This window comes from Arsenicibacter rosenii (assembly GCF_001870735.1).
Taxonomy (GTDB): domain Bacteria; phylum Bacteroidota; class Bacteroidia; order Cytophagales; family Spirosomataceae; genus Arsenicibacter; species Arsenicibacter rosenii.
On the sequence record NZ_MORL01000001.1, the window covers coordinates 841,126 to 865,699 of the forward strand.

The window sequence follows — 24,574 nt, forward strand, 5'->3', positions numbered from 1 at the left end:
TGCCTCATTCTGTTTACATTTTCACCTGAGACGCATCTGTCTCAACAACTCATTGGTACAATCTGAACACACAATTATGAAACCTGGAAGAATTTTCTTTTCACTGTTTCTGCTCATTTCAGCATGGCAGTTTACGTTCGGGCAAACGGCTCCTCCCCAGACCGGCGCCCTGCCGACCGGTATTCTCTCCGGTACTGTCACCGACCAGAAAGGACAGGCCTTAATCGGGGTAAACCTCGTATTGACCCGCCAGGACAGTACTGCCGAAAAGCATTATGCCGTGACAGACGTCAACGGTGCCTTTCAGTTCCCTAAAATTCCCCAACGCGCTTATCAGCTTCAGGCTACCTATGTCGGCTTTGATGCGCTCAATCAGACCGTTAACCTGCTGCAGGAGAGCCAGAGCCTTGGTGCGCTGCAATTACTCGAATCGGCCAAACAGCTGAAAGAAGTACAGGTTGTGGGAAAAGCGCCGACGGCTCAGCAAAAAGGGGACACTCTCCAGTTTAATGCCAGCGCCTACAAAGTAAACCGCGATGCCCAGACCGAAGACCTGATCAAGAAAATGCCGGGTGTGACGGTGCAGAACGGAACCGTGCAGGTGCAGGGTGAAAACGTACAGCAGATTCTGGTCGACGGAAAACCCTTCTTCGGCGATGATCCGACGATTGCGCTGCGTAACCTGCCGGCCGAAGTAGTCGATAAAATTGAAGTATTCGACCGGTTAAGTGATCAGTCTCAGTTTACCGGCTTCAACGATGGCAATACCAGCAAAACCATCAATATTGTTACCCGGGGCGATCGCCGGAACGGTCAGTTTGGCCGTGTTTATGCCGGCTATGGTACAAACGATACCTATCAGGCAGGGGGTAGCATGAACTTCTTTAAAGGCGACCGCCGGTTAAGCATTATCGGCCTGTCGAATAACATTAACCAGCAAAACTTCTCGGGCCAGGATTTATTAGGTGTTCAGAGCGCCGGGGGTACCCGGGGCGGTGGCGGCGGTGCCCGTGGTGGGGGCGGCGGCGGTGGTGGTGCCCGCGGGGGCGGCAACTTCGGGGGCGGCGGTGCCGGTAACTTTCTGGTCGGTAACGCAAACGGGATTAACACAACCCACTCAGTCGGCCTTAACTACAGCGACCAATGGGGTAAAAAACTGGCCGTGCGGGGCAGCTATTTCTTTAACCAGGGTAACAGCCGCAATGAACAGTCGACGGTACGGGATTATTTTCTGAATCAGGAAACAACCCAGCGCTACGAAGAAACGCAGACCTCCGGCAGCCGGAACAACAACCACCGGGTAAATTTCCGGTTTGAGTATACCATTGACCGTAATAACTCCCTGCTGATTACCCCGAACCTGAGCTTTCAGGATAACCGGTCAAACAGTGAGGTGACGAGCTCAACCCGTCAGGGCGATGCCTTGCAAAACACAGGTTCTAACTCCTCGTCGGCCCAAACGTTTGGCTACAATATGTCGAACAATATCCTGTACCGTCACCGGTTTGCCAAAATGGGCCGCAGCCTCTCGGTTAACTTAGGGATGGGACTGAACGACCGCGATCAGAAAAGCTTCCTGCTGTCGAACAATACGTTCTACGGCACCAATCCCGACACGACTATGATCGACCAGAAAACGCTGAACCGTTCGAAAGGGTATCAGGTATCGGGAAACGTGTCTTACACCGAACCGCTCAGCAAAAAAACACAGTTGCAGTTCAGCTATAACGTCAGCTACCGCTACAGCGACGCCGACAAGCGTACGTACCAGAATAACCCGTTTACACACCTGGTACAACGGCTGGATACGCTGCTGACCAACACCTTCAATAACGATTACGTTACGCATCAGTTTGGTACCGGAATCAACTACCGGGGAAAGAAACTGGGATTATTTGCGACGGTAAACTTACAGGATGCCGAGCTGTCGGGCCAGAAGACGTTCCCGCAGTTTACCAACATCGACCGGTCATTTATCAACCTGCTGCCCATGGTTATGCTCGACTATACGCTGAATCAGGACAACAAGTTTCGTCTGACATACCGCACGTCGACCAACGCGCCGTCGATCACGCAGTTACAGGATGTGGTGGACAACAGCAACCCGTTACAGGTATCGACCGGTAACCCGCTGCTGAAGCAGGAATACAGCCATAACGTTGGCCTGCGGTACTCACTGACCAAGCCAACGAGAGCTGCCAGCTTCCTGACCTTCATCAACCTTGGCTATACGCAAAACCCGATCGGTACTTCGACATTCATCGCTCAGCGCCCGACCACGCTGGCAAACGGGTATGTGTTGCAGCAAGGAGTTCAGCTGACACAGCCGGTTAACTATGACAACAACCTGAATTTCCGCACGTTCGTAACGGGCGGTCTGCCGCTCAAAACGATCAAGAGTCAGGTCAACGTCAATGCCAGCTTTACCTATAACCGTACGCCGGGTCTGATTAACCGGGTGCTGAATCTGGCGCATCAGTATGCAAGCAGCGCGGGGGTAGTCATCAGCAGCAACATCAGCGAAAAACTGGATTTCAACCTTGGATACAACGTTTCGTATAATCAGCAGCAGAATACGGTACAGACTCAGTCGAACTCCAATTACACGGTTCAGACCGGTAGCGCGCGGCTGAACTGGATTTTCGGAAAAGGCTTTGTGTACCGGACAGACTTCTCTTACTACAGCTATTCGGGTCTGGCCGCCGGTTTCAACCAGCAATTCTCGCTCTGGAATATGGAAGTGGGTAAGAAATTCCTGAAGAATCAGGCCGGTGAGCTGAAAATTTCGGTGTTTGACTTGCTGAACCAGAATACCAGCATTACCCGTACGCTGACGGAGACTTACCGCGAAGACGTTCGTTCGCTGGTCTTAAAGCAGTACTTTATGCTGACGTTTACGTATACACTCCGGAACTTCAAATCGGGTTCGATGCCAACGCAGGATAACCAGGAGCAGCGCCCGTGGCGCGAGCGGGGTGGTATGGGACCAGGCATGGGCCCTGGTGGCATGGGGCCTCGCGGCGGATTTAATTAAAGAGTGAAAGAGCGAGAGAGTGAAAGAGCGGCCATTAACCCGGTACTCTTTCGCTCTTTATCTCTTTCACTCTTTCGCTCTTTATATTACGCCTTCGCTACGGCAACGCGCAGCAGGAACTCGTCCATTTCAATTTCAGAAGCCCCGCCGTTCAGGTTTTCGACCAGCTCCAGCGAGTTCGCCTGAACTTCCTGACAGATATAGGCTTTATTGGCTTCAACAGCCGCCGCCAGCGTATCGTTATTCCGCTCCAGTACGATGGTAATTTTATCCGTTACATCAAAATCACTGTCTTTCCGCAGGTTCTGAATCCGGTTCACAAAGTCGCGGGCAATCCCTTCCTGCCGCAGTTCGTCGGTGATTGTCACATCGAGGGCAACCGTCAGCCCACCTTCACTGGCCACCAGCCAGCCCGGCACATCTTCAGTCAGGATTTCCGTATCGGCCAGCGTGATGGGCTGGTTCAGCGATGGCAGCAAAAACGTACCCGACTGCTCCAGCTGCGCGATGTCATCGGCGGTCATGGCCGTAATGGCCGCTGCCACGTCTTTCATCTGCTTACCGAACTTAGGGCCCAGGGCCTTAAAGTTGGGTTTGATCTTTTTCTTCAGGATACCCGAAGTTGCCTCAGCCGACGTACCATCCAGGAATTCAACCGCCCGAACGTTCACTTCCGACTGGATAATCGGCGCTACGTGTTCGATTAAACCGCGTGTTTCGGCATTGAGCACCGGAATGAGCACTTTCGTCAGCGGCTGGCGTACTTTGATTTTGTGGCCTTTCCGCAGCGAATGCACCAGCGAACAAACGTTCTGAGCCAGCGCCATCGACTTCTCCAGCTCAGTATCAATCCATTCTGTGACAACCGGATGCCATTCGGTAAAGTGGACCGAATCGTACTTAAACGGTGTATCTTTCTCAATTGATTCTTCGCGCACTGATTCGGTGAGGTTGCGATACAGCCAATCGGAGAAGAACGGCGCAATCGGCGACATCAGCTGGGCCACCGTTGCCAGACAGTGCTGCAATGTTTCGTAGGCCGCGCGTTTGTCTTCCGTCAGTTCACCGGTTTCGCTCGCCCCTGTCCAGAACCGGCGGCGCGACAGCCGTACATACCAGTTTGACAGCTGATCGCAGACAAAATCCTGAATCAGACGACCGGCTTTGGTCGGGTTATAGTCTTCGAACTGCTCGGTCACCTCGTTTACCAGCGTCATCAGCTTGGAGATAATCCAGCGGTCCAGTTCTGTCAGACGCTCGTATGGCACCCGGTCAAACTGTTCGATGCGGTAATTGTCGAGGTTGGCGTAGAGCGCAAAGAAGTTATACGTGTTCAGCAAGGTACCGAAAAACTTCCGCTGCACCTCCCCGATCCCGTCGAGGTTGAATTTCAGGTTTTCCCACGGCTCAGCATTGGTAATCATGTACCAGCGTGTGGGGTCAGCTCCGTAAGTCGACAACGTCCGGAACGGATCGATGGCGTTACCCAGCCGTTTCGACATTTTGTTGCCGTTTTTGTCGAGCACCAGCCCGGTCGACACCACATTTTTAAACGCAATCGACGAGTCGACGTTGCCATCGAGTGTACCCAGCATACCGGCAATGGCATGCAGCGTGAAGAACCAGCCACGTGTCTGATCAACGCCTTCCGAAATAAAGTCGGCCGGGAACGATTTATCGAATGTCTCTTTGTTCTCGAACGGATAATGCCACTGTGCATACGGCATCGCCCCCGAATCAAACCAGACATCGATCAGGTCCGGCTCGCGGAACATCAGTTTACCCGACTCCGATACCAGTACAAACCGATCAACATACGGACGGTGAACGTCTAACTGTGATTGCGCGAAAGATTGAATAAGTGACTGATTCTGGTCAATGTATGGCGCATATTCCGGGTGCTCAGCCAGCATCGCAGTCATACGCTCAACCGCTTTTTCACTCAAGGCAATAAGCTCTTCGACCGAGCCAATGCAATGTTCTTCACCGGCTTCGCTCCGCCAGATCGGCAGCGGCGTTCCCCAGAACCGGCTGCGGCTCAGGTTCCAGTCAACGAGGTTTTCGAGCCAGTTTCCAAACCGGCCGGTCCCTGTGCTTTCCGGTTTCCAGTTGATGGTTTTGTTAAGTTCAACCAGCCGGTCTTTCACGGCCGTTGTCCGGATAAACCAGCTGTCGAGCGGATAATACAGAACCGGTTTATCGGTCCGCCAGCAGTGCGGGTACGGGTGTTCGTATTTTTCAACGCGGAATGCCTTGCCCTCTTCTTTCAGTTTGATGGCAATCAGCACGTCCGTCGGGCGGAATTCGGGATCGGCCCGTTCCTCATCCGAATAGTATTCTTCCTTGACATACCGGCCGGCGAAGTCCGTAATTTCGTTCACAAACCGACCCTGACGGTCGACCACCGGCACTTCCTTACCCGTTTCGTCGCGGACCATGATCGCGGGAATGCCGTTGGCCTGGGCCACCCGGAAGTCATCCGCACCAAATGTCGGCGAGGTATGAACAACCCCGGTACCATCTTCGGTCGTTACGAAATCGCCGAGAATGACCTTAAAGGCAGGTTTTTCCGGCTGCACGTACGGCAGCAACTGCTCATACTCGATTCCTTCCAGATGCTCGCCTTTAAACGCCATGATAACGGCCCATGGCTGCACTTTATCCCCCGCCTGATAAGCACCAAACGCCGGATCGTTTACGTTGTCAACCTTACCCTTTTCGTTGAGCCACCGGCCAACGAGGTTTTTCGCCAGCACGATATTCACCAGCGCATGGGTATACGGATTGAAGGTTTTGACGAGCACATAGTCGATGTTGGCCCCAACGGTCAGCGCGGAGTTAGCCGGCAAAGTCCACGGGGTTGTCGTCCACGCCAGGATGTAAATGTTATCGCTGTCGGCAGCATCAAACAAATACCCTGATTTGCCCGTCAGCTTCGCCTTAAACATGGCCACGATGGTCGTATCCTTCACGTCTTTATACGTGCCGGGCATGTTCAGTTCGTGGGAGCTCAGGCCCGTCCCCGCCTTCGGCGAAAACGGCTGGATCGTATAGCCTTTATACAGTAAATCCTTGTCGTATAACCGCTTCAGCAACTGCCAGAGGGTCTCGATATAGTTATTCTGATACGTAATATACGGATCCTCCAGATCAACCCAATAGCCCATTTTTTCGGTCAGGTCGTTCCATTGGTCTGTAAACCGCATCACCGTTTCCCGGCATTTCCGGTTATATTCTTCAACGCTGATGGTTTTGCCGATATCTTCTTTCGTGATGCCCAGCTCTTTTTCCACCTGCAGCTCAATCGGCAGGCCGTGGGTATCCCAGCCCCCTTTACGCTTTACCTGAAATCCGCGCAGGGTTTTGTATCGGCAGAAAATATCCTTAATCGTCCGTGCCATAACATGGTGAATACCAGGCGCACCGTTGGCAGAAGGCGGGCCTTCATAGAACGTAAAAGATGGTTTGCCTTCACGGATCCGAACTGATTCCTCGAAAGCATTCGTTTGTTTCCAATGATTTAAAACCTCGTCTGCGATGCTGGCATAACTGAGGTTATCGTATTGTTTATAATTCATCAGGAGGTACTCCGGGTGTTTTCAGAAATAAAAATTGGGGCAAAGGTACAGGTTTCGCAGTAAAAAGGGCAATAGCTGGCCGTCAAGGCTGTAAGGTAATAACCAGAGGTATCAGGTATTAATTAGTTCATTGACTTCGGCCAGCGTAAGACCGGTAAGGCTCGCCAGCGTTTCAACCGAAAGGCCCGCCTCCTTGCCACGTCTGATAATTTCTGTTTTTTCACGAAGTGCTCCGGCCTTTTCTCCTTCTTCACGCCCTTCTAAGCGGCCTTCTTCACGTCCTTCTAAGCGGCCCTCTTCACGCCCTTCTAAGCGGCCTTCTTCTTTGGCAGTATCCAATGAGTTCTTAAGATCACGATAATACTTTAAGCTGTCTTCATACGACTGTAATTCCGACTGAGAAAACCTTGCAATCTCTGCCACTTCAAATAATCGTTCAAAAATCTGCTCACGCAACTTTTCCGGCACCCGATTAAGCCGGTTCATATTCCGCAGCACATACAGCCATTTGTCAAAGCGATTTGTTAATTCATCGACTGTTTTCAGGAACTTGGGCATTTCCAGATAGATAAACGTCAGCTTATCATAGAAAACCTTACAGGTTTCAATGTCCGTCAATTTGACATCATACCGGTATTTTGAGCGGTCAGCCCTATCTTCATCAAATACAAAATCCAGTATTGCAATGGTATAAACGGCCTTTAGCTCATAGTTCCAGTCCGTACGTTTTGCCTGTTCGCGAATAGGAAACGTAGCGTAGTACAGCGTACGATCTTTGAAAAAGTTCTGTTTCGATTTCTGAAGTTCAACGATAAACTTTTCGCCGCGCTCGTTTTCACAATACAAGTCAAATATTGCCCGTCTGTCAAGCGCATCAGCCCCCATGTGTTCCGATTTCAGATAAGTTAGTGACTTAATCGGCCCCTCTTGTTCAGCTAATAACTCATTCAGAAAATCAAGCAATAACTCTTTGTTGGGCTCTTCGCCAAAAAGCTTTTTAAACCCAAAATCAGTAAACGGATTCAGATAACGATCAGCTGACTCTTCCATACGAAAACGTACAATTGCTACGCTTATTGACAACTAAGACTGGTTTTCAGTTCCCTTGTCACCATTACAATACGTCTGACAATGCCGCTTGCTCAAAGCTAAAAAAAATACGCTCCCTGCCGCAGGATTTTTTATGTTACTCCGTCTAAAGATTTAATAAACAACATCTAATTCCCGATTGTACGCATGAAAACGTTTTTGCTCATCACCGTAAGCCTTGGCCTCGGCCTTCTTGCCTGTAAAAAAGAATCCACTGATTCGTCAGTAACCCCAACGACAACCACCTTGCCGGATGCTTTTAAAAAATTCAACAGTACGCTGTCCGTTGCCATAGACGGTAATTATGTGGTCATTAAAAGTACGGGCATTCCGGACCATAAAAGCCCTTATTTCAGTACGACAAGCAGTCAGTATGAAGCCTATAACGGGACAAATGCTAAGTTCAGCAAGAACCCGAACAGCATCAGTACCCAGAATCTGGTGTTCCGCATCCCGCTGACACCCACGAAAGCCGCTTCGCCGCAGGCAACGCCGCTGGGCCCGATCGGGGTTTCGCTCAATGGTGTGCCATTTTTCAATCAGTATGCCGGTCCCTCCCAGCCACTGACCAATGAGATTAATTCGTTTGACCAGTACGGAGGCCATCCGCAGCAAACCGGCCAGTACCATTACCACGTTGAACCAACCTACCTGACTAAAGCGTACGGCAGCAGTGCGCTGCTGGGCTTTTTGCTGGATGGTTATCCGGTGTACGGTCCAATGGAGAACGGTAAAGCGGTTAGCAACAGTGATCTGGACGCGTATCATGGCCATTCGCATGCTACGACCGAATATCCGAACGGGATCTACCATTACCACATTACGGCCCAGGATCCTTACATCAACGGCAACGGTTTTTACGGAACACCCGGATCGGTTTCACAATGAGCAGGCTCTTGACAATCGGCGTCGTGCTGTTCTTCTGTGGGAGCAGTTGTACGCAACAGGTGGCGTCAAACACGCCGGTTCTCGTTATGGACATACAAACGCCGGGCTTAGAATCGGTGCATCAGACCTATACCTACCAAGGCGTTCCGTTTACCGGTATTGTTGTAAGCCGGTTTCCATCGGGGGCGATTCAGTCAAAAGCGGCTTATGCCGTGGGCGAACCGGACGGCATAAGCCAGCAATGGTATGAAAACGGACGGACAGCTGAAATCCGGTACTACCATAAAGGGCGCAAAACAGGCCACCATCTGGCCTGGTGGCCCAACGGCAAGCGCCGTTTCGATTACACCTTTGAACGCGACATACCGGTCGGCCATCACCAGAACTGGTATCCGACCGGCCGGCGCTTCAGTTCATTTCATTACGATGCCGAAGGCCATGAAGCCGGTTTGCAGCAAATGTGGTTTGAAAGCGGGCAGGTTAAGGCTAACTACGAAATGCGAAACGGCCGCCGGTATGGCTTACTGGGCGCCAAAGGCTGTATGGGCGAAAACACAACAAATGGATTGAAAAATGGGTAAAAGCCTTATCGCACTTGCCGGAGCTCTGCTCCTGTTGACGGGCTGCGGATCGGATCAGAAGAAAACAGCTCCCCTGCCTTATTACAACACGGCCGATTTTACGCCGCTATGGCTGGAGAAAGGGGATGTACGGATTGGCCAACTGCACCGGCTTAGTGAGTTTAGCTTTACCGATCAGAACAACAGGCGTATCACAGAACAGACAGTCAGCGGTAAAATACACGTGGCTGGTTTCTTCTTTACCAGTTGCCCCGGCTTATGCCCCCGTCTCACCCGGAGCATGACCGAAGTACAGGAAGCCTTCCGCGACAATCCGCAGGTTGTGCTGCTTTCCTACAGCGTCACGCCCGAACGCGACAGTGTCCCTGTCCTGAGGGCCTATGCGACAAAGCATCAGGTTATTGATCAAAAATGGCACCTGCTTACCGGCGACCATGACGCCATATACCAACTAGCGCGAAAATCATACTTCGCCGATGAAAACATCGGTGTGCAGAAAGGCGAAAATGACTTTCTGCACACCGAAAACCTGATCCTGATCGACGGCGATCTGCACATCCGGGGCATTTATAACGGAACGCTTCCGCTTGATGTGCAACAGCTCATTCAGGATATAAAAGCACTAAACGGCGGCAGTGACCGTGATCACAATTGATTTTGAGGTCGGGGTATTGCTCTTGTCGGCCTTGCTGTCAATGGGAATCAGAACATTGGTTTCCGGGAAATAGGCCGCCACACAGCCTCTCGGAATGGTATAGGGCACAACCATAAACTGATGTGCGGTCCGGAGCTTACCGTCGTAATGACTGTGTAAATCTACCACCTGTTTCTCATGAAGACCACGGTTGGCCATATCGTCTTTATGCATGAACAGCACACGGCGCTCGTTGTAAATACCCCTGTAGCGGTCATCGTTTCCGTAGACGGTCGTATTAAACTGATCGTGGCTGCGGATGGTCATCAGCATCAGTTCGTCGGGCTTCATGATGGCCTGTTCCGGGGCATTCACCGTAAACCTGGCCTTCCCGCTGCTCGTCGGAAAACTACGCTTTCGGGGGCCGTTTGGCAGATAAAATCCGCCCGGCTTCCGCACCTTCTGGTTAAAATCCTGAAAACCGTCCACGGTTTTCGCAATCAGCTCACGAATCCGGCCATAGTCAGCCACCAGCGCATCCCAGTCAACACCGTTCCGGTTCCCAATGGTCGCTTTAGCCACCCCGGCGACAATCGCCGGTTCGCTTTTCATGTGTTCTGAAACCGGCTCAACCACCCCTTTCGACATCTGCACCACCCCCGTGGTGTTTTCCATCGTCAGAAACTGTTCCCCGGTAGCCTGCACATCAATGTCGGAATGGCCCAGACACGGTAAAATCAGGGCCGTTTTGCCATGCGTCAGGTGGCTGCGGTTTAATTTTGTCGACACGTGCACCGTCAACCGACAGTTTTGCAGGGCCTCGGCCGTGTAGTTGGTATCCGATGTGGCCAGGGCAAAATTCCCTCCCATGCCGAAGAAAACATGGGCTTTCCCTTCGTGCATGGCCTTTACGGCAGCAACCGTATCAAAACCATCCTTACGCGGAGGCTCAAACCCGATCACCTCCCGGAGTTTATCCAGAAAGGCGGGTTTCGGCTTCTCCCAGATACCCATCGTCCGGTCGCCCTGTACATTGCTGTGCCCACGGATGGGTGCCGCCCCGCCTCCTTCGATACCGATACTACCTTTCAGCAGCAACAGGTTGATAAGTTCCTGAATTGTCGCCACTGCATTCTTGTGTTGCGTTAATCCCATAGCCCAGCAAATGATAATTTTCCGGGTATGTTTGATGGTATCAACCAGCTGCCGGATTTCGGCCAGCGAAACACCCGTCTGCCCTACCAGATCATCCAGTTCATAATGGCTCAGGCTATGGATAAACTGGTCATACCCTTCGGTGTGGGTCTTTATAAAGTTCTGATCGAAAACTGTCCCGGGCGCTTTTTGCTCTTCGGCCAGTAACAGCTTGCAGACAGCTTTCAGCAATGCCAGATCGGCGTTGATCCGGATTTGCAGGAACTGATCGGTTAATTTCTGCCCGCCGGTCAGCATATCACGGGGGCTCTGCGGGTTGCGGAAGGCCATCAATCCCGTTTCAATCAGCGGATTAACGGCAATAATTTTCGCTCCCTTCCGCCGGGCCTTTTCCAGAGGCGTCATCATCCGGGGGGCGTTTGTTCCCGGATTCTGCCCCATGATGATAATCACATCAGCCTTTTCAAAATCATCGTATACAATCGAAGCCTTTCCCAGACCCAACGTATCGCCAAGGGCCACACTCGTAGACTCATGGCACATATTGGAGCAGTCAGGCATGTTGTTGGTGCCGAACATCCGGACAAATAACTGGTAAAGCCAGGCCGTCTCGTTGGCCGTCCGTCCGGAGGTATAAAAAATCGCTTCGTCAGGAGAAGCAAGCGCCTTCAGCTCCTGACCGATCCGGTCAAACGCCTCGTCCCAGCGGATGGGTTTGTAGTGGGTAGCGCCTTCTGCGAGGAGCATGGGCTGTGTCAGCCGCCCCTGTTGCCCCAGCCAGAAATCCGTTTTTCCGCGTAACTCCGCCACGGAGTAGCGCTGAAACAAGACAGGTGAAGCGGTATGCCGGGTCATGACCTCATCAGCAACAGCCTTGGCCCCGCTTTCGCAGTACTCCGCAATGGATGACCGGTCATGGTCGGGGTCAGGCCAGGCACATGAAGGACAATCATAGCCGTCTTTCTGATTCAGTTTATAGAGCGCTGTCCAACCACGTGCGGGTGTTGTCCGCGTAAATACATGCTCAAACGACTTAATGATGGCGGTCAGGCCGGCGGCTTCGGTCTTGTGTTCGCCGATGGTCAGCTCGCCGCTTAATTCTTCCGGAGGAGTCGCGTTCATAGTTTTGGCAGACGGGTCAACCGCCCGTTGGTATCTGTCTGATCGTTTATCTATAAAAACGACTTAACTTACATACTGTTCGGCGACTTACAAAAAATACCGGTACAGCATCCAGCCCATCACCGCGACAGGTTCAGCCTCCAGCATATCGGTTTGCAAGCATATCCCGTTCACCGGCCTGCGTTTCCTGTTACGATTGTGTTACTTATTGCCATAGCCGATTGCTTCAGCCACAACAACCCGTTCCACGCCGGTGTATACATTGAAGCGCTGGTTCCGCATAAAGCCAATCAGTGTAATACCTGCCTCCCTGGCCATCTCGACGGCCAGGCTCGTAGGTGCACCAACCGCCACCAGCACCGGTACACCCGCCATCCAGGCTTTCTGCACGAGTTCGAACCCAATCCGGCCGCTCAGAAAAATTCCGTATTCCTGAAGCGGAACCTGCCCGTTCCAGAGCGCGGCCCCGACCAGTTTGTCGAGCGCATTATGCCGACCGACATCCTCCCGCAGCATTAGTACCTGCCCGTCAGCATCAAACAGAGCCGCCGCATGCACCCCTCCCGTATACGAAAAGGCCCGCTGAGCAGCCTGCACCCGGTCGGACAGACGTTGCAGGACCGCTGCGTCAACCCTGAATCCGCCGGACGTCATCGTCGCCGGACAACTCGCCCGAACGGCATCAATCGAGGCTTTCCCGCAAATACCGCAGCTCGATGAGGCATAGGTATGGCGTTCCAGCAGTTGCCAGTCAATGAGTACCGATGGCTGTAATTCCACCCGCAGCACATTGCCTTGTTTGGTAGCGTCCTGTACGCAATGACGGCAGGAGACGACGTCGGATGCCTCGCGGATAATTCCTTCTGCATACAGGTACCCAAGCGCCAGTTCCTGATCGGCACCGGGTCCGTCAGCGCCGGGGGTCCGCATCGTTACACTCAGGCTTCGCTGCTGCCGGTTGTCGATGGGCCCGAAGCCGAGCCTGATTTCCAGCGGCTCTTCAATGGCGAGCAAATCCGGCTGCGGCTCCTGTAGCGCACCGTCGATAACTTTTTGAATAATGACAGGACTGACCATAGCTCCGGCGGCCCCTGCCGCCTTATTTAGTTGAACGTTTCCAGTTATCTACTATAACTGCGGTAGCGATGCCAACGTTTAAGGATTCGGCCTCGCCAAAGCGCGGAATCGTAATTTTTTCGGTTATAAACGGACTGACTGCCGGTCCGATTCCGTTTGATTCGTTCCCCATCACCAGGTATCCGCCTTTGCCGAACGACATCGTATGTACATCGTTGCCATCCAGAAAAGCGCCATACACCGGCATTTCAGGCCCACCCTCCTTGCTGACACCGGCAAAGAACGCCGGCAGATTCCCATACCACCAGTTTACGCGGGTAAATGAACCTTTACTGGCTGAAATTACTTTCGGGTTGTAGACTTCAGCCGTAGTATCGGAACAGATCAGCTTGCGGATGCCATACCAATCGGCAATGCGCAGGATGGTGCCCAGATTGCCCGGATCGCGGACATCATCCAGCACCAGCACAAATTCGCCGGGTCCGGCGACTAAAGGCCGGTTGTCTTTCGTTTTTACGACAGCCACCGCAGCATTGTTGCTTTCCAGCGTGGTAACGCGCTCCAGCTCGGAAACCGGCACAATTTCGGTCTGCGTCCGTTTGTTGTCTATCAACCGGGCATTTTCTTTACAGAAGCCCTCCGTTGCCAGAAGCATATCGACGGTAAAATCAGATGCGAGGACCTCCTGCACACTTTTGGCCCCTTCGACCAGAAAAGCGCCTGATTGTTGCCGGAATTTTTTCTGATGAAGTGATTGGATGTATTTTCGCTGATTATTTGTAAGCATATATGGTATTTTCAAAGCGCTGGCTCGTTGTTTTCACCGCCATAACCACCTTAGTCTCTGGCTGTATCAGCAACCGATCAGTACGCAATGGCGAGTATTTACTCTATGGTCAGACCATTCGGGGTAACCGCTCCATTCCCACCGAAGAACTGGAAGCCCTTCTGCCGCAAAAGCCTAACCGCCGGATCCTGCGGCTTCCGGTAACGCCTGCCCTCTGGTTTTATGAACTTGGCCTGAAAAGCTACAACCGGGAAGCGGCGGTAAAAGAATTAGAGGCCAAAACTACCGAATTTGAACAACAAAGCCAGCAACTGACCAATGACCCGAAGGCGCTTAAAAAGCTGAACCGCCGGTTTGGGCGGAAGGCTAAAAAACTGCGCAGAACCATAGAAGAAGGCAATGGCCTGATGCGTAACCTCGGAGAGCCTCCGTCTTACTTTTATCCCCGCGACGGGCAGGCCAATGCAGTAAAAATTCAGAAGTACCTCTTTAATAACGGGTTCTTCAATGCTTATGTAACCTATACACTGGATACCCTTTTACGCCGGCAGGTGCAGGTCACTTACCAGATTAACGAACGTAGCGGGTTTTATAACCGGAATGTTGATTTTGAAGCCGAAGATCCGGTAGTCGACTCGATCATCAAACGGGCGAAAGCCGACGCGTATGTGAAGACCGGCGAACGCTATAATACCGACAAGGCCCTGAGCGAACGGGTACGCATTGAGACCCTGCTCCGCAACAACGGCTATTACGGTTTTTCCCGCCAGTATGTTTTTCCGGAGCCAGATACATCCGTTGTCATCAGCCGGGATTCTGCCCGTCGCCAGGTCGACTGGCTCTTCCGCATCGTGAATCCGGTAGGTCAACCGGCTCACCCACGCTTTACGATCGGGCAGGTGCAGGTGACGATCAACGACAATCCGAATGCGGTAAACACCCCTGCTCCCAAAACCGATAGCCTGCGCGGATCCTCCAGCGATGTCCGGAACGGTGTTCGTTTTTACTATTCCGGACCAAAGTATGCCACCCGGCTGCTAAGTACAAAAATCCGGCTTCGTCCCGGTAATCAGTTCCGCCAGGAAGATTTGGCCGAAACCCAGCGTCAGCTGTTTATGCTGAACCAGTATAAATACATCAGTGTCAACATAACCGATACCACCAACCGGAAGCTGCGCGCCAATATCACCCTCAGTCCGCTCGACAAATATGAAACTACATTTGAGGGAGGCCTTTTTGTTCTTTACCAGAACCAGGGGTTTCCCGGACCCTTCGGTAATGTTTCCTTCCGGGTCCGCAATCTGTTTAACGGCCTTGAGGCGCTGGAAACCAACTTCCGGTACGGCCTTGAAGCCCAGGCAGGCTACCCCGGCGCCGATAACATTCTGATGGCCACAGAAGTGGCATTAAACTCATCACTGCTTTTTCCGCAGGTGCTGTTTCCAGGCAAACCCCGCTTTATTTTCAGCCATTATACGCCACGGACACAGGTCGGTATCGGTTTTACCTTTACCAGCCGGCCGGATTACCTCCGGCGAACGTTCCGGGCCACGATGTCATACAACTGGCAGCTGTCACAAACGCGTCAGTTTACGTTTTACATTGCCGATGTCAACCTGATTAATTCCAGTTTTGCCAACCGGGAATTCGGGCAGGCTTACCGGAATTTTATCGTTGCACAGGCCCGAAGCGGAAACACCATTCTGGCCAACAGCTTCTATCCGGCGTTCTCATCGAACATCAGCTTTGCCTATACCTACAATGCCAATGCGGCGACGCTGAACCGACGGACAAACTTTTTCCGGACGGCCCTGGAATCCGGCGGTACTACCCTGAATTTCGTGAAGAATAAAACCATTGAACACTGGAGCGATTCAAGCGTCACAGGGTTACAGTTCTATAAATACCTGCGCCTCAATCTGGACTACCGCCGCTATATTCCGATACGCCCCCACACCACCCTGGCCTTCCGGATCAATACCGGCATTCTGTATGGGTATGGCCCCAATAAAACCGCTCCTTACGAACGGCGGTTCTTTGTTGGTGGCAGTAACAGTGTCCGTGGTTGGCTCCCAAGACGGCTCGGACCGGGATCGGCCCTTCCGGAAACGGATGAAACCAACCCGAATGTTCCGAAATACCGCTACACCAAAGATTCAACCGAACGATATGAGCAGTTCGCCTATCGTTTCGAACAGCCGGGCGACTTATTGCTGGAAGGTTCGGCCGAACTTCGTCACCGGTTGTTTCATTTCGGGGCCGATATAAACGGGGCGCTGTTTGTCGATGCCGGAAATGTGTGGCTTCTACGACCCAACCCCAACAAACCGCTGGCAACCCTCAAGGCCAACCGCTTTTTCTCCGACATGGCAGTGGCAACCGGCTATGGTATCCGCATCGACTTTTCGTACTTTATTATCCGGTTCGATGCCGCCGTCAAGGTTTGGGACCCTGCCCGCCGGTATGTCAATCCGGAAACAAATCAATGGGTCGACGAACGGTTTATCCTGCCGAAGTTCTCCCTGCGGCAGCTTTCGAAAGGACCTAATCCACTGGTAGTTAATTTTGGGATTGGTTATCCGTTTTAAATTAACCTGCCAAAATGTCAGGAAACTTCCCCTATTCTTTGTAATTTTGCAAGAACCAATAGGTTTTGGTTTGCTGTTTAACGGATTCAGCCGCTTACTCAGCTGCGGCCTGGCTTATAGAGCAAAACCAAACAACAACACTGACATTTGTTTCAATGGAACGTATTGCCGAAACACTCACGATATTAACTCCGGAAGATAAAGAAGCCACTGATCTGCCACGCGTCTCGGAAGACGAGCTTGCGGTTGGCAAAAAGCGGCTGTATATCGAAAGCTATGGCTGCCAGATGAACTTCTCCGACAGCGAGATTGTGGCTGCTGTGATGCGGAATGCCGGTTTTGCCACGACCTCGACCGCCGACGAAGCGGATCTGATCTTCCTGAACACCTGCGCCATCCGCGACAACGCCGAGCAGAAGGTACGGAACCGGCTGAAACAGCTCAATACCCTCAAAAAGCGGAAACCCGAACTGGTAGTCGGTATGCTGGGATGTATGGCCGAGCGCCTGAAAACCAAACTTCTGGAAGAAGAAAAAATCGTTGATATCGTGGCGGGGCCGGATGCCTACCGCGACATTCCGAAGCTGGTTGAAGAAGCCGAAACCGGGCAAAAGGCGGTGAACGTATTCCTGTCGCGCGAGGAAACCTACGCCGATATTGCGCCGATCCGCCTGAATTCAAACGGCATTACTGCGTTTATTTCGATCATGCGGGGCTGCGACAACATGTGCAGCTTCTGTGTGGTGCCTTATACCCGTGGTCGGGAACGGAGCCGCGACGCCCATTCTATCGTCCGTGAGGCCGAACAACTGGTGGCCGATGGCTACAAGGAGGTAACCCTGCTTGGTCAGAACGTCGACTCATACAAGTGGACGAGTGCCGACGGCAGCGAGCATGTCAATTTTGCGCTCTTGCTGGAACGGGTTGCGCAGGTCAGCCCTGAGTTGCGGGTCCGGTTCTCTACCTCTCACCCGAAAGACATTACAGATGACGTGCTCCATACGATGGCGAAGTACGAAAACATCTGCAAATACATTCACCTGCCCGCACAGAGCGGCAACAGCCGGATTCTGAAACTGATGAACCGGACCTATGACCGGGATTGGTATATCCAGAAAATTGACCGGATCCGCGCCATTCTGGGTGAAGACTGCGGCATTTCGCATGACATGATCTCGGGCTTCTGCTCAGAAACCGAAGAAGAGCACCGGGATACGCTGACGCTGATGGAATATGCCCGCTACGACTATGGCTACATGTTTGCCTATTCGGAGCGTCCCGGCACACCGGCAGCCAAAAAGTATGCCGATGATGTACCGCATGACGTGAAACTCCGCCGCCTGAACGAAATCATTGCCCTGCAGCAGAAACTCTCACTGGAGCGGAATCAGCGCACGATCGGGCAGGTGCAGAAAGTGTTGATCGAAGGTACCTCGAAGCGGTCAGCCGAAGAGCTATGCGGGCGTAACGACCAGAACAAAATGGTAGTGTTTCCGAAAGGCGACCTACAGAAAGGGCAGTATGTGCTCGTGCGCATTACTGACTGTACTGCCGCCACATTGCGGGGTGAAGTTGTAGCCTGATCATTCATCAGTAAAGCCTCAACGGGTCGGGTAAAAGACTTGGGTGATTTGGAATATTTACCCTGACAGCATGAATCTACAGGAAATTCAAAGCGTCAAACAACGCTTCGGTATAATCGGCAGCGCACCTGCCCTGAATTACGCCATTAACGTGGCGATGCAGGTGGCTGCCACAGACCTTACAGTACTTATTACGGGTGAAAGCGGAAGCGGCAAGGAATCGTTTTCGAAGATTATCCATAGCCTGAGTCACCGGAAGCACGGTCAATTTATTGCCATCAACTGCGGGGCAATTCCCGAGGGGACCATTGATTCGGAGCTGTTCGGCCACGAAAAGGGGTCGTTTACGGGTGCCGTCGACCAGCGGAAGGGCTATTTTGAAACCACCAATGGCGGTACGATCTTCCTTGATGAAATCGGGGAAATGCCCATCGGTACGCAGGCCCGTTTGCTGCGGGTACTCGAAAACGGCGAATTTATCCGTGTGGGTTCATCAAAGGTGATGAAAACCGACGTGCGGGTAGTGGCGGCGACGAACGTAAATCTGATGGATGCCGTCGAAAAAGGGCGCTTCCGTGAAGACCTGTACTACCGGCTCAATACCGTCCCGATTTTTGTCCCGCCCCTGCGTGAGCGAGGTGAAGACATCGAACTGCTGTTCCGCAAATTTACGACCGATTTTGCCGAGCGCTACCGCATTAAACCCATTCAGCTGACAGAGCCGGCCAAGCAGATGTTGCTGCGTTATCCGTTTCCGGGCAATATCCGGCAACTGAAAAACATGGCGGAGCAAATATCCATTCTGGAGTCGGATCACTCACGGCCGGTGGATACCGATGTGCTGGGCCGCTATCTGCCGCAGCAGCAGCCAACGAGCCGGATGCCGGTTATGGTGCCTTCGGCAGCCGGAAGCGGCTCTTCAGAGAACTTCAACGAGCGGGAAATTCTCTATAAGGTTCTTTTTGACTTACGCCGGGACATGACCGACCTGAAAAAACTCGTTCTTGAAGTGTTAGGAAATGAGCAATACGGCCGGCAGATCTTAAATAATCATAAAGAGTTGTTTGATACGCTCCAAAGCGATACCTATGTACCGTCGGCGGAGCCGTCGGAAACCCACGTAGCCAAACTCCTGCCCGCCGTTGAGACCATTGAGAACTATAATGATCTCGACGAGGACGAAGAAATCACGATCGAAGACATTTCGCATGAAACCGAAGATGATGACTCGCTGTCGCTGGAGAAAAAAGAGAAAGAAATGATTGTGAAGGCGCTTCGCCGCAATAATAACAAGCGAAAATACGCAGCACAGGCACTTGGTATCTCCGAACGGACGTTATACCGGAAAATTAAACAGTACCAGATTGATGAAGAGTAAGCCGCGAATAGCTGAAATAAAAAATGTAAAATGGATAATGATGAAACCCGTTTCAGGTTTCAGATGGATTATCCGGACATTTTTCATTATTCATTTTTCATTATTCATTAATTCCTGCGGCGTCTATTCGTTTACGGGCACCACCCTGTCGCCGGATCTGAAGTCGATTACGATCAGCAACTTTACCATGGCAACGGCAGGTGGACCGGCCAACCTGGCGCTGAATTTCAACGAAAAGCTCAAGGAATACTACCAGCGGTATACGAACCTGAAAGTACTGCCCAACAACGGAGATTTATCGCTGGAAGGCTCCATCACCAATTATGACCTGCTGGCCGTTGCGCCGACCGCATCCGATCAGGCGGGTCTGAACCGGTTGCAGGTTACCGTTCAGGTCCGGTTTGTAAACAACAAAGACGAAAGTAAAAACTTCGAACAATCCTTTTCGTTTTATCAGGATTTCCCGCAGAACCAGACGCTAACCCAGAATGAAGGCCGGTTAGTGCCTAAAATCCTGGATCAGCTGGTACTGGACATTTTTAATAAAACGGCTGCCGACTGGTAGTGTATTCAGATTCAAGAACTTGTTAACATTAACTTTATTTCGGTACGAAACTTTTTTTGCCGGAACCCGGTTTTTGTCTACTTTAGAAAAATAATTAGTAACCCCCGACACCACCGGTAATGCAGCCTCTTGATAAGGAAACACTTTCATATTGGGTAACTCATCCCAACGACTTAACGGATAGTGATTTTCAGCAGTTGCAGGAAAGTCTGCAAGTGTATCCTTATTGCCAGGCGCTTTATTCATTGACCGCCAAAGCCGCGTCAATTCACCAGAAAAGCCAAACCATTACGTTTGCACGCAAGGCGGCGGCTTATGCCCTGAGCCGCAACGCGTTACGCAGACTGATTGATAATGAGTTTCAGTGGTCAGATCACCTGCTTTCCCGTCTGAATGAACTTTCGACCGGACAAGTACCGATCCCTGACGATTATCAGCAGGAAAGTTATGCGCTTTTCAAGTCAAAGTCGGGCCTAAACAACGGATTGGCGGGTGTTCCGCTGATTCGATTGCCAGAGCCAAAAATGCCTGAATTAGTAATCCCGGAACCAGATGAGCTGCCTCTTCTGGAAAATACATTACAAACCGAACTGGCTCAGCAGCCAACCGCTGAGCAACCGGAACCAGCGCCGGCCGCCAATGAAGAAGAACGGCAGCGGCAGTCTGAAATCATCGATACGTTTATCCGTAACGAACCCCGTATTGCCCCCTTCAGGGCCAAACTTACTGATCCCGTCGAACAGGTTGACCTTGCCCAGCGCAATACATCATCCGGACTTTCTTTGGCCACAGAAAGCTTTGCCAAAATTCTGATTAAGCAAGGTAAGGTAAATCAGGCCATTGAAATCTATGAAAAGCTATTGTTGAAAAATCCCGATAAAAAAGCGTACTTTGCATCCAGAATTGACGAGCTACGGGAAAATCCAGCAAACGCTGACAACGATATGATTCCCTAGTATTGTCATCAATGATCTTACAATTAGTTAAACAGTTTACATGGTAACGGCAACGATTATTATCATCTGCATTATTACCGTTTTGCTTATCCTGATCGTACTGGTTCAAAACTCAAAAGGTGGCGGACTTTCAGGCGAGCTTGGCGGGTTAGGGTCAAACCAATTGATGGGCGTCAAAAAAACGACCGATTTATTAGAACAAATTACCTGGGGTCTTGGCGTTGGTATGATGGTACTGACGTTGGCGTCGTATATCATGATTGACAAATCGAGCGTTGGTACGCAGTCGTCATCGGTAAACGTCGACCGTGCCGCAACCCGTACAGTACCTGCTGCCGGACCAGCCGCTGCGCCGGCCGGCGCTCCTGCGCCTGCTCAGCAGACACCTGCTGCTGCACCAGCCGGAACAGGTGCAACACCTCCTCCAGCCGCAGCCCCAAGCTCAGCTACGAAGTAATTTACCAGTGTTATATGCAAAAGCCCTTCCTGTCCGGAAGGGCTTTTTTTATGTCTTATCCGCATCATATCGGGTAGCTGTTACGCCTGAGCCGCCTGGGCAATCAGTTGACGGGCGATGGGCAGTAAGGTTTCCTGTACGGGATAATTCCAGTTGCTTTCGAGCATATAGGTTGCCGGATTGGGCAGGTGACGGTACCGGCGAACCAGATCCAGTTTCATGTTTTCAAATGTCCGGTGCACGCTTTTGGGCATCGACTCCACATACCGGATATGTACGTAGCGCCCCCCCGGCTCCCCGTCGGAATATAAGGTCAGGCAATACGAATAAATCTGCGTTTCGGCCTGCCGCGTCCGGTGAATGAGCAGATAGCCTTCTTCGGGCCGTAAGGGCATTAATCCGATCGGAATCAGGCTCAGCCCCGACAGAATTTCATTCCAGAGTTGCTGGCCTTCCTGAAACAGCTTCTGAAAACGGGGAATGGCAAAATCTACCACATCGTCGAGATCGGCCAGAAAGTCATTATCCATTACCTCAGATTTGTACCGCAGCGTCTGGCTTTTTATGTCAAATCGCACCGGTTTCTTGGGAAACGCCGCTTTAAGCGTACCTTTGCCTTGTCTGAATTGTAGCCCTTTTTCGTAGTGCTGGCGTAATTCGGGTAAATCAGGGTAGAGTTTTTTGTCAGAGAAGTTTTGCTGAACCGCGTGCAGATATGCCATTACGACATACTTTTTGTATTCGGCATCCAGCCATCCTTGTGTCAACCAGTCAGACTCCAGACGTTTCATAGCGAACATTATTTACGGTTGGACTTAAACTTAAGTAAGAGTAATGTACACTAAAAAGAGAATAATCCAAAACATTGTTTGCCTTTTTTGTGCCATTGCCTAACAAACGCCTATGATACCCCGATAATGTCCAACTTATGACATAAAACTGTAAAAATGTCAGTTTCGCATTTTGGCACAGTAATTGGCAATCGGGCCTAGTAGAACTCAGTATTAACAATTTTCATTTATAACCTTAATCACTTTATTGCTATGGTAGCAGCAGAGGAAAACGTAAAAGTGAACGTACGCCCGCTAGCTGACCGGGTCTTGGTAGAAGCCGCCCCGGCTGAAGAAAAAACCGCTTTTGGTATCATCATCCCTGACACTGCCAAAGAAAAACCACAGCGTGGTACAGTTGTAGCTGTTGGCACAGGCAAAAAAGACGAGCCTCTGACGGTACAGGTTGGTGATACTGTTCTCTACGGCAAATACGCTGGTACAGAGATCACTGTTGACGGCAAAGAGTATCTGATCATGCGTGAATCAGACATCTTCGCAATCCTCTAATTTTTAATGGATGATGTATAATGTACAATGGGCTAACGCGCTTTGTACACATACAAACTACATTATTCATTCTACATTGTTCATTATTCATTCTCTAAAAAAATGGCAAAGAAAATATTTTTTGACACAGAAGCCCGCGACAAAATCAAACGTGGTGTAGACACGCTGGCTGATGCCGTAAAAGTTACCTTAGGTCCTAAAGGCCGTAACGTAATCCTTGATAAAAAATTCGGTTCACCAGCGATTACAAAAGATGGTGTTACTGTAGCAAAAGAAATTGAGCTGAAAGACGCCATGGAAAACATGGGGGCTCAGCTGGTAAAAGAAGTTGCGTCGAAAACAGCGGACTCGGCTGGTGACGGTACAACAACAGCAACGGTTCTGGCACAGGCGATCTACTCGATCGGTGCGAAAAACGTAGCGGCTGGTGCTAATCCGATGGACCTGAAGCGTGGTATCGACAAAGCCGTTATCACGGTGGTGAAAAATCTGGCAGAGCAGGCTCAGACCGTAGGCGACGACTTCGGTAAAATTGCGCAGGTGGCTACCATCTCTGCAAACCACGACGAAGAAATCGGCAACATGATTGCTGAGGCCATGAAGAAAGTGGGCAAAGAAGGGGTAATCACTGTTGAAGAAGCACGCGGTACAGAAACCGAAGTTAAAACGGTTGAAGGTATGCAGTTCGACCGTGGCTACCTGTCGCCATACTTCGTAACCAACACAGAGAAAATGGAAGCTGAACTGGAACGTCCGTTCATCCTGATCTCTGAGAAGAAAGTTTCTTCGATGAAAGAGTTGCTGCCGGTTCTGGAGCAAGTAGCGCAGACAGGCCGGCCATTGTTGATCATCGCTGAAGATGTTGACGGTGAGGCCCTGGCTACTCTGGTAGTAAACAAAATCCGTGGTGCCCTGAAAGTAGCAGCCGTTAAAGCGCCTGGCTTCGGTGACCGCCGGAAAGCTATGCTGGAAGACATCGCGATCCTGACAGGTGGTCAGGTTATCAGCGAAGAGCGTGGCTTCAAACTGGAAAATGCATCCATCGAGTTCTTAGGCCAGGCCGAAAAAATCCTGATCGACAAAGACAATACAACTATTGTTAATGGCATCGGAGCGAAAGAACACATCCAGGGCCGCGTAAACCAGATCAAAGCACAGATCGAAAACACAACATCCGACTACGACCGTGAGAAGCTGCAGGAGCGTCTGGCGAAACTGTCAGGTGGTGTAGCGATCCTGTACATTGGTGCGGCTACTGAAGTTGAAATGAAAGAGAAAAAAGACCGTGTTGACGATGCCCTGCACGCTACCCGCGCTGCCGTTGAAGAAGGTATCGTTACCGGTGGTGGTGTTGCCCTGATCCGCGCCATCTCTTCACTAGACAGCGTTCAGACAATCAACGACGACGAGAAAACAGGTGTTGCGATCATCCGCACGGCCCTGGAATCTCCGCTGCGTACCATCGTTTCTAACGCTGGCGGCGAAGGTTCAGTGGTGATCAACAAGGTGAAAGAAAGCACCGGCGGTTTTGGCTACAACGCGAAAAACGATACGTACGAAGACCTGTTCGCTGCCGGTATCATCGACCCTAAGAAAGTAACCCGCTTAGCGCTGGAAAACGCAGCGTCTATCGCCGGTCTGTTGCTGACAACAGAGTGTGTGATTGCTGACGAGCCGGAAGAAGCGCCTGCCGGTGGTGGTGCACACGCACACGGCGGTGGCATGGGCGGCATGATGTAATCAACTGTCTTGCTAAAACAGA

The 24,574-nt window shown here is 51.4% G+C and carries 18 protein-coding genes; 12 read left to right on the plus strand and 6 right to left on the minus strand.

The genetic code is table 11. The annotated features are described in order from the left end of the window. The first annotated feature begins 76 nt into the window (after positions 1-76). On the plus strand, positions 77-3,034 hold the full coding sequence (locus BLX24_RS03190; RefSeq protein ID WP_071501588.1) for a TonB-dependent receptor: 2,958 nt from the start codon (positions 77-79) through the stop codon (positions 3,032-3,034). Between the two features lie 86 nt (positions 3,035-3,120). Here the strand turns inward: BLX24_RS03190 and ileS are convergent, their stop codons facing one another. Both ileS and BLX24_RS03200 read right to left on the minus strand, forming a co-directional pair. Beyond that, positions 3,121-6,612, minus strand: a complete 3,492-nt coding sequence (gene ileS / locus BLX24_RS03195; protein WP_071501589.1) for an isoleucine--tRNA ligase — start codon at positions 6,610-6,612, stop codon at positions 3,121-3,123. A gap of 111 nt (positions 6,613-6,723) precedes the next feature. Next, a complete protein-coding gene (locus tag BLX24_RS03200) occupies positions 6,724-7,662 on the minus strand; it encodes an Rpn family recombination-promoting nuclease/putative transposase (protein WP_071501590.1) in 939 nt (312 codons plus the stop codon). A 186-nt stretch (positions 7,663-7,848) separates the two neighbouring features. On the opposite strand from BLX24_RS03200, the gene BLX24_RS03205 reads away from it, so the two are divergent. Genes BLX24_RS03205 through BLX24_RS03215 form a run of 3 tightly spaced genes read left to right on the plus strand, consistent with a single transcriptional unit; the run spans position 7,849 to position 9,825 of the window. Continuing rightward, positions 7,849-8,589 (plus strand): YHYH protein, encoded by a 741-nt coding sequence (locus BLX24_RS03205; protein WP_071501591.1) that lies wholly within the window; start codon positions 7,849-7,851, stop codon positions 8,587-8,589. Next, positions 8,586-9,170 (plus strand): toxin-antitoxin system YwqK family antitoxin, encoded by a 585-nt coding sequence (locus BLX24_RS03210; protein ID WP_143092549.1) that lies wholly within the window; start codon positions 8,586-8,588, stop codon positions 9,168-9,170. Before BLX24_RS03205 ends, BLX24_RS03210 begins: the two co-directional genes overlap by 4 nt. Continuing rightward, on the plus strand, positions 9,163-9,825 hold the full coding sequence (locus BLX24_RS03215; protein ID WP_071501593.1) for an SCO family protein: 663 nt from the start codon (positions 9,163-9,165) through the stop codon (positions 9,823-9,825). Before BLX24_RS03210 ends, BLX24_RS03215 begins: the two co-directional genes overlap by 8 nt. Here BLX24_RS03215 and BLX24_RS03220 read toward each other — a convergent pair. The 3 genes from BLX24_RS03220 to BLX24_RS03230 form a co-directional block, all read right to left on the minus strand. After that, entirely contained in the window at positions 9,793-12,081 is a 2,289-nt protein-coding gene (locus tag BLX24_RS03220; protein ID WP_071501594.1) for an FdhF/YdeP family oxidoreductase, read from the minus strand. The two genes, BLX24_RS03215 and BLX24_RS03220, sit on opposite strands and share 33 nt — an antisense overlap. Positions 12,082-12,282: 201 nt before the next feature. After that, positions 12,283-13,158, minus strand: coding sequence for a formate dehydrogenase accessory sulfurtransferase FdhD (gene fdhD / locus BLX24_RS03225; protein ID WP_071501595.1), 876 nt, complete (start codon positions 13,156-13,158; stop codon positions 12,283-12,285). Between the two features lie 22 nt (positions 13,159-13,180). Continuing rightward, positions 13,181-13,945, minus strand: a complete 765-nt coding sequence (locus BLX24_RS03230; protein ID WP_071501596.1) for a TrmH family RNA methyltransferase — start codon at positions 13,943-13,945, stop codon at positions 13,181-13,183. A gap of 2 nt (positions 13,946-13,947) precedes the next feature. Between BLX24_RS03230 and tamL the strand changes: the two genes are divergently transcribed. The 6 genes from tamL to secG all read left to right on the plus strand — a co-directional run bounded on the left by tamL (position 13,948) and on the right by secG (position 21,472). After that, the gene (gene tamL / locus BLX24_RS03235) at positions 13,948-16,533 is read left to right on the plus strand and encodes a translocation and assembly module lipoprotein TamL (RefSeq protein WP_071501597.1); all 2,586 of its coding nucleotides are present in this window, start codon (positions 13,948-13,950) and stop codon (positions 16,531-16,533) included. Between the two features lie 155 nt (positions 16,534-16,688). Next, positions 16,689-18,116 (plus strand): tRNA (N6-isopentenyl adenosine(37)-C2)-methylthiotransferase MiaB, encoded by a 1,428-nt coding sequence (miaB, locus tag BLX24_RS03240; protein WP_071501598.1) that lies wholly within the window; start codon positions 16,689-16,691, stop codon positions 18,114-18,116. Positions 18,117-18,186: 70 nt separating this feature from the next. Next, on the plus strand, positions 18,187-19,494 hold the full coding sequence (locus tag BLX24_RS03245) for a sigma-54 interaction domain-containing protein (RefSeq protein WP_071501599.1): 1,308 nt from the start codon (positions 18,187-18,189) through the stop codon (positions 19,492-19,494). Between the two features lie 37 nt (positions 19,495-19,531). Next, on the plus strand, positions 19,532-20,059 hold the full coding sequence (gene lptE, locus BLX24_RS03250; protein WP_083421761.1) for an LPS assembly lipoprotein LptE: 528 nt from the start codon (positions 19,532-19,534) through the stop codon (positions 20,057-20,059). A 119-nt stretch (positions 20,060-20,178) separates the two neighbouring features. Next, positions 20,179-21,015, plus strand: a complete 837-nt coding sequence (locus tag BLX24_RS03255) for a DUF8458 domain-containing protein (RefSeq protein WP_071501600.1) — start codon at positions 20,179-20,181, stop codon at positions 21,013-21,015. 40 nt (positions 21,016-21,055) lie between these two features. Further along, positions 21,056-21,472, plus strand: a complete 417-nt coding sequence (gene secG / locus BLX24_RS03260; protein WP_071501601.1) for a preprotein translocase subunit SecG — start codon at positions 21,056-21,058, stop codon at positions 21,470-21,472. 80 nt (positions 21,473-21,552) lie between these two features. On the opposite strand, the gene BLX24_RS03265 is transcribed toward secG, so the two are convergent. Beyond that, entirely contained in the window at positions 21,553-22,263 is a 711-nt protein-coding gene (locus BLX24_RS03265; RefSeq protein ID WP_071501808.1) for a hypothetical protein, read from the minus strand. A gap of 252 nt (positions 22,264-22,515) precedes the next feature. Here BLX24_RS03265 and BLX24_RS03270 point away from each other — a divergent pair, with 252 nt between their 5' ends. Continuing rightward, on the plus strand, positions 22,516-22,812 hold the full coding sequence (locus BLX24_RS03270) for a co-chaperone GroES (protein ID WP_071501602.1): 297 nt from the start codon (positions 22,516-22,518) through the stop codon (positions 22,810-22,812). A 102-nt stretch (positions 22,813-22,914) separates the two neighbouring features. After that, positions 22,915-24,552, plus strand: coding sequence for a chaperonin GroEL (gene groL / locus BLX24_RS03275; RefSeq protein WP_071501603.1), 1,638 nt, complete (start codon positions 22,915-22,917; stop codon positions 24,550-24,552). Positions 24,553-24,574: the final 22 nt, after the last annotated feature.

What these genes read in the sequence shown, in the direction of transcription:
- lptE (WP_083421761.1), top strand. Translation starts at nt 19,532, where the DNA reads ATGATGAAACCCGTTTCAGGTTTCAGATGGATTATCCGGACATTTTTC.
- groL (WP_071501603.1), top strand. Translation starts at nt 22,915, where the DNA reads ATGGCAAAGAAAATATTTTTTGACACAGAAGCCCGCGACAAAATCAAA.
- ileS (WP_071501589.1), bottom strand. Translation starts at nt 6,612, where the DNA reads ATGAATTATAAACAATACGATAACCTCAGTTATGCCAGCATCGCAGAC.
- BLX24_RS03245 (WP_071501599.1), top strand. Translation starts at nt 18,187, where the DNA reads ATGAATCTACAGGAAATTCAAAGCGTCAAACAACGCTTCGGTATAATC.
- fdhD (WP_071501595.1), bottom strand. Translation starts at nt 13,158, where the DNA reads ATGGTCAGTCCTGTCATTATTCAAAAAGTTATCGACGGTGCGCTACAG.
- BLX24_RS03210 (WP_143092549.1), top strand. Translation starts at nt 8,586, where the DNA reads ATGAGCAGGCTCTTGACAATCGGCGTCGTGCTGTTCTTCTGTGGGAGC.
- BLX24_RS03220 (WP_071501594.1), bottom strand. Translation starts at nt 12,081, where the DNA reads ATGAACGCGACTCCTCCGGAAGAATTAAGCGGCGAGCTGACCATCGGC.
- BLX24_RS03215 (WP_071501593.1), top strand. Translation starts at nt 9,163, where the DNA reads ATGGGTAAAAGCCTTATCGCACTTGCCGGAGCTCTGCTCCTGTTGACG.
- tamL (WP_071501597.1), top strand. Translation starts at nt 13,948, where the DNA reads ATGGTATTTTCAAAGCGCTGGCTCGTTGTTTTCACCGCCATAACCACC.
- BLX24_RS03190 (WP_071501588.1), top strand. Translation starts at nt 77, where the DNA reads ATGAAACCTGGAAGAATTTTCTTTTCACTGTTTCTGCTCATTTCAGCA.
- BLX24_RS03255 (WP_071501600.1), top strand. Translation starts at nt 20,179, where the DNA reads ATGCAGCCTCTTGATAAGGAAACACTTTCATATTGGGTAACTCATCCC.
- BLX24_RS03200 (WP_071501590.1), bottom strand. Translation starts at nt 7,662, where the DNA reads ATGGAAGAGTCAGCTGATCGTTATCTGAATCCGTTTACTGATTTTGGG.
- BLX24_RS03205 (WP_071501591.1), top strand. Translation starts at nt 7,849, where the DNA reads ATGAAAACGTTTTTGCTCATCACCGTAAGCCTTGGCCTCGGCCTTCTT.
- BLX24_RS03230 (WP_071501596.1), bottom strand. Translation starts at nt 13,945, where the DNA reads ATGCTTACAAATAATCAGCGAAAATACATCCAATCACTTCATCAGAAA.
- BLX24_RS03270 (WP_071501602.1), top strand. Translation starts at nt 22,516, where the DNA reads ATGGTAGCAGCAGAGGAAAACGTAAAAGTGAACGTACGCCCGCTAGCT.
- secG (WP_071501601.1), top strand. Translation starts at nt 21,056, where the DNA reads ATGGTAACGGCAACGATTATTATCATCTGCATTATTACCGTTTTGCTT.
- miaB (WP_071501598.1), top strand. Translation starts at nt 16,689, where the DNA reads ATGGAACGTATTGCCGAAACACTCACGATATTAACTCCGGAAGATAAA.
- BLX24_RS03265 (WP_071501808.1), bottom strand. Translation starts at nt 22,263, where the DNA reads ATGAAACGTCTGGAGTCTGACTGGTTGACACAAGGATGGCTGGATGCC.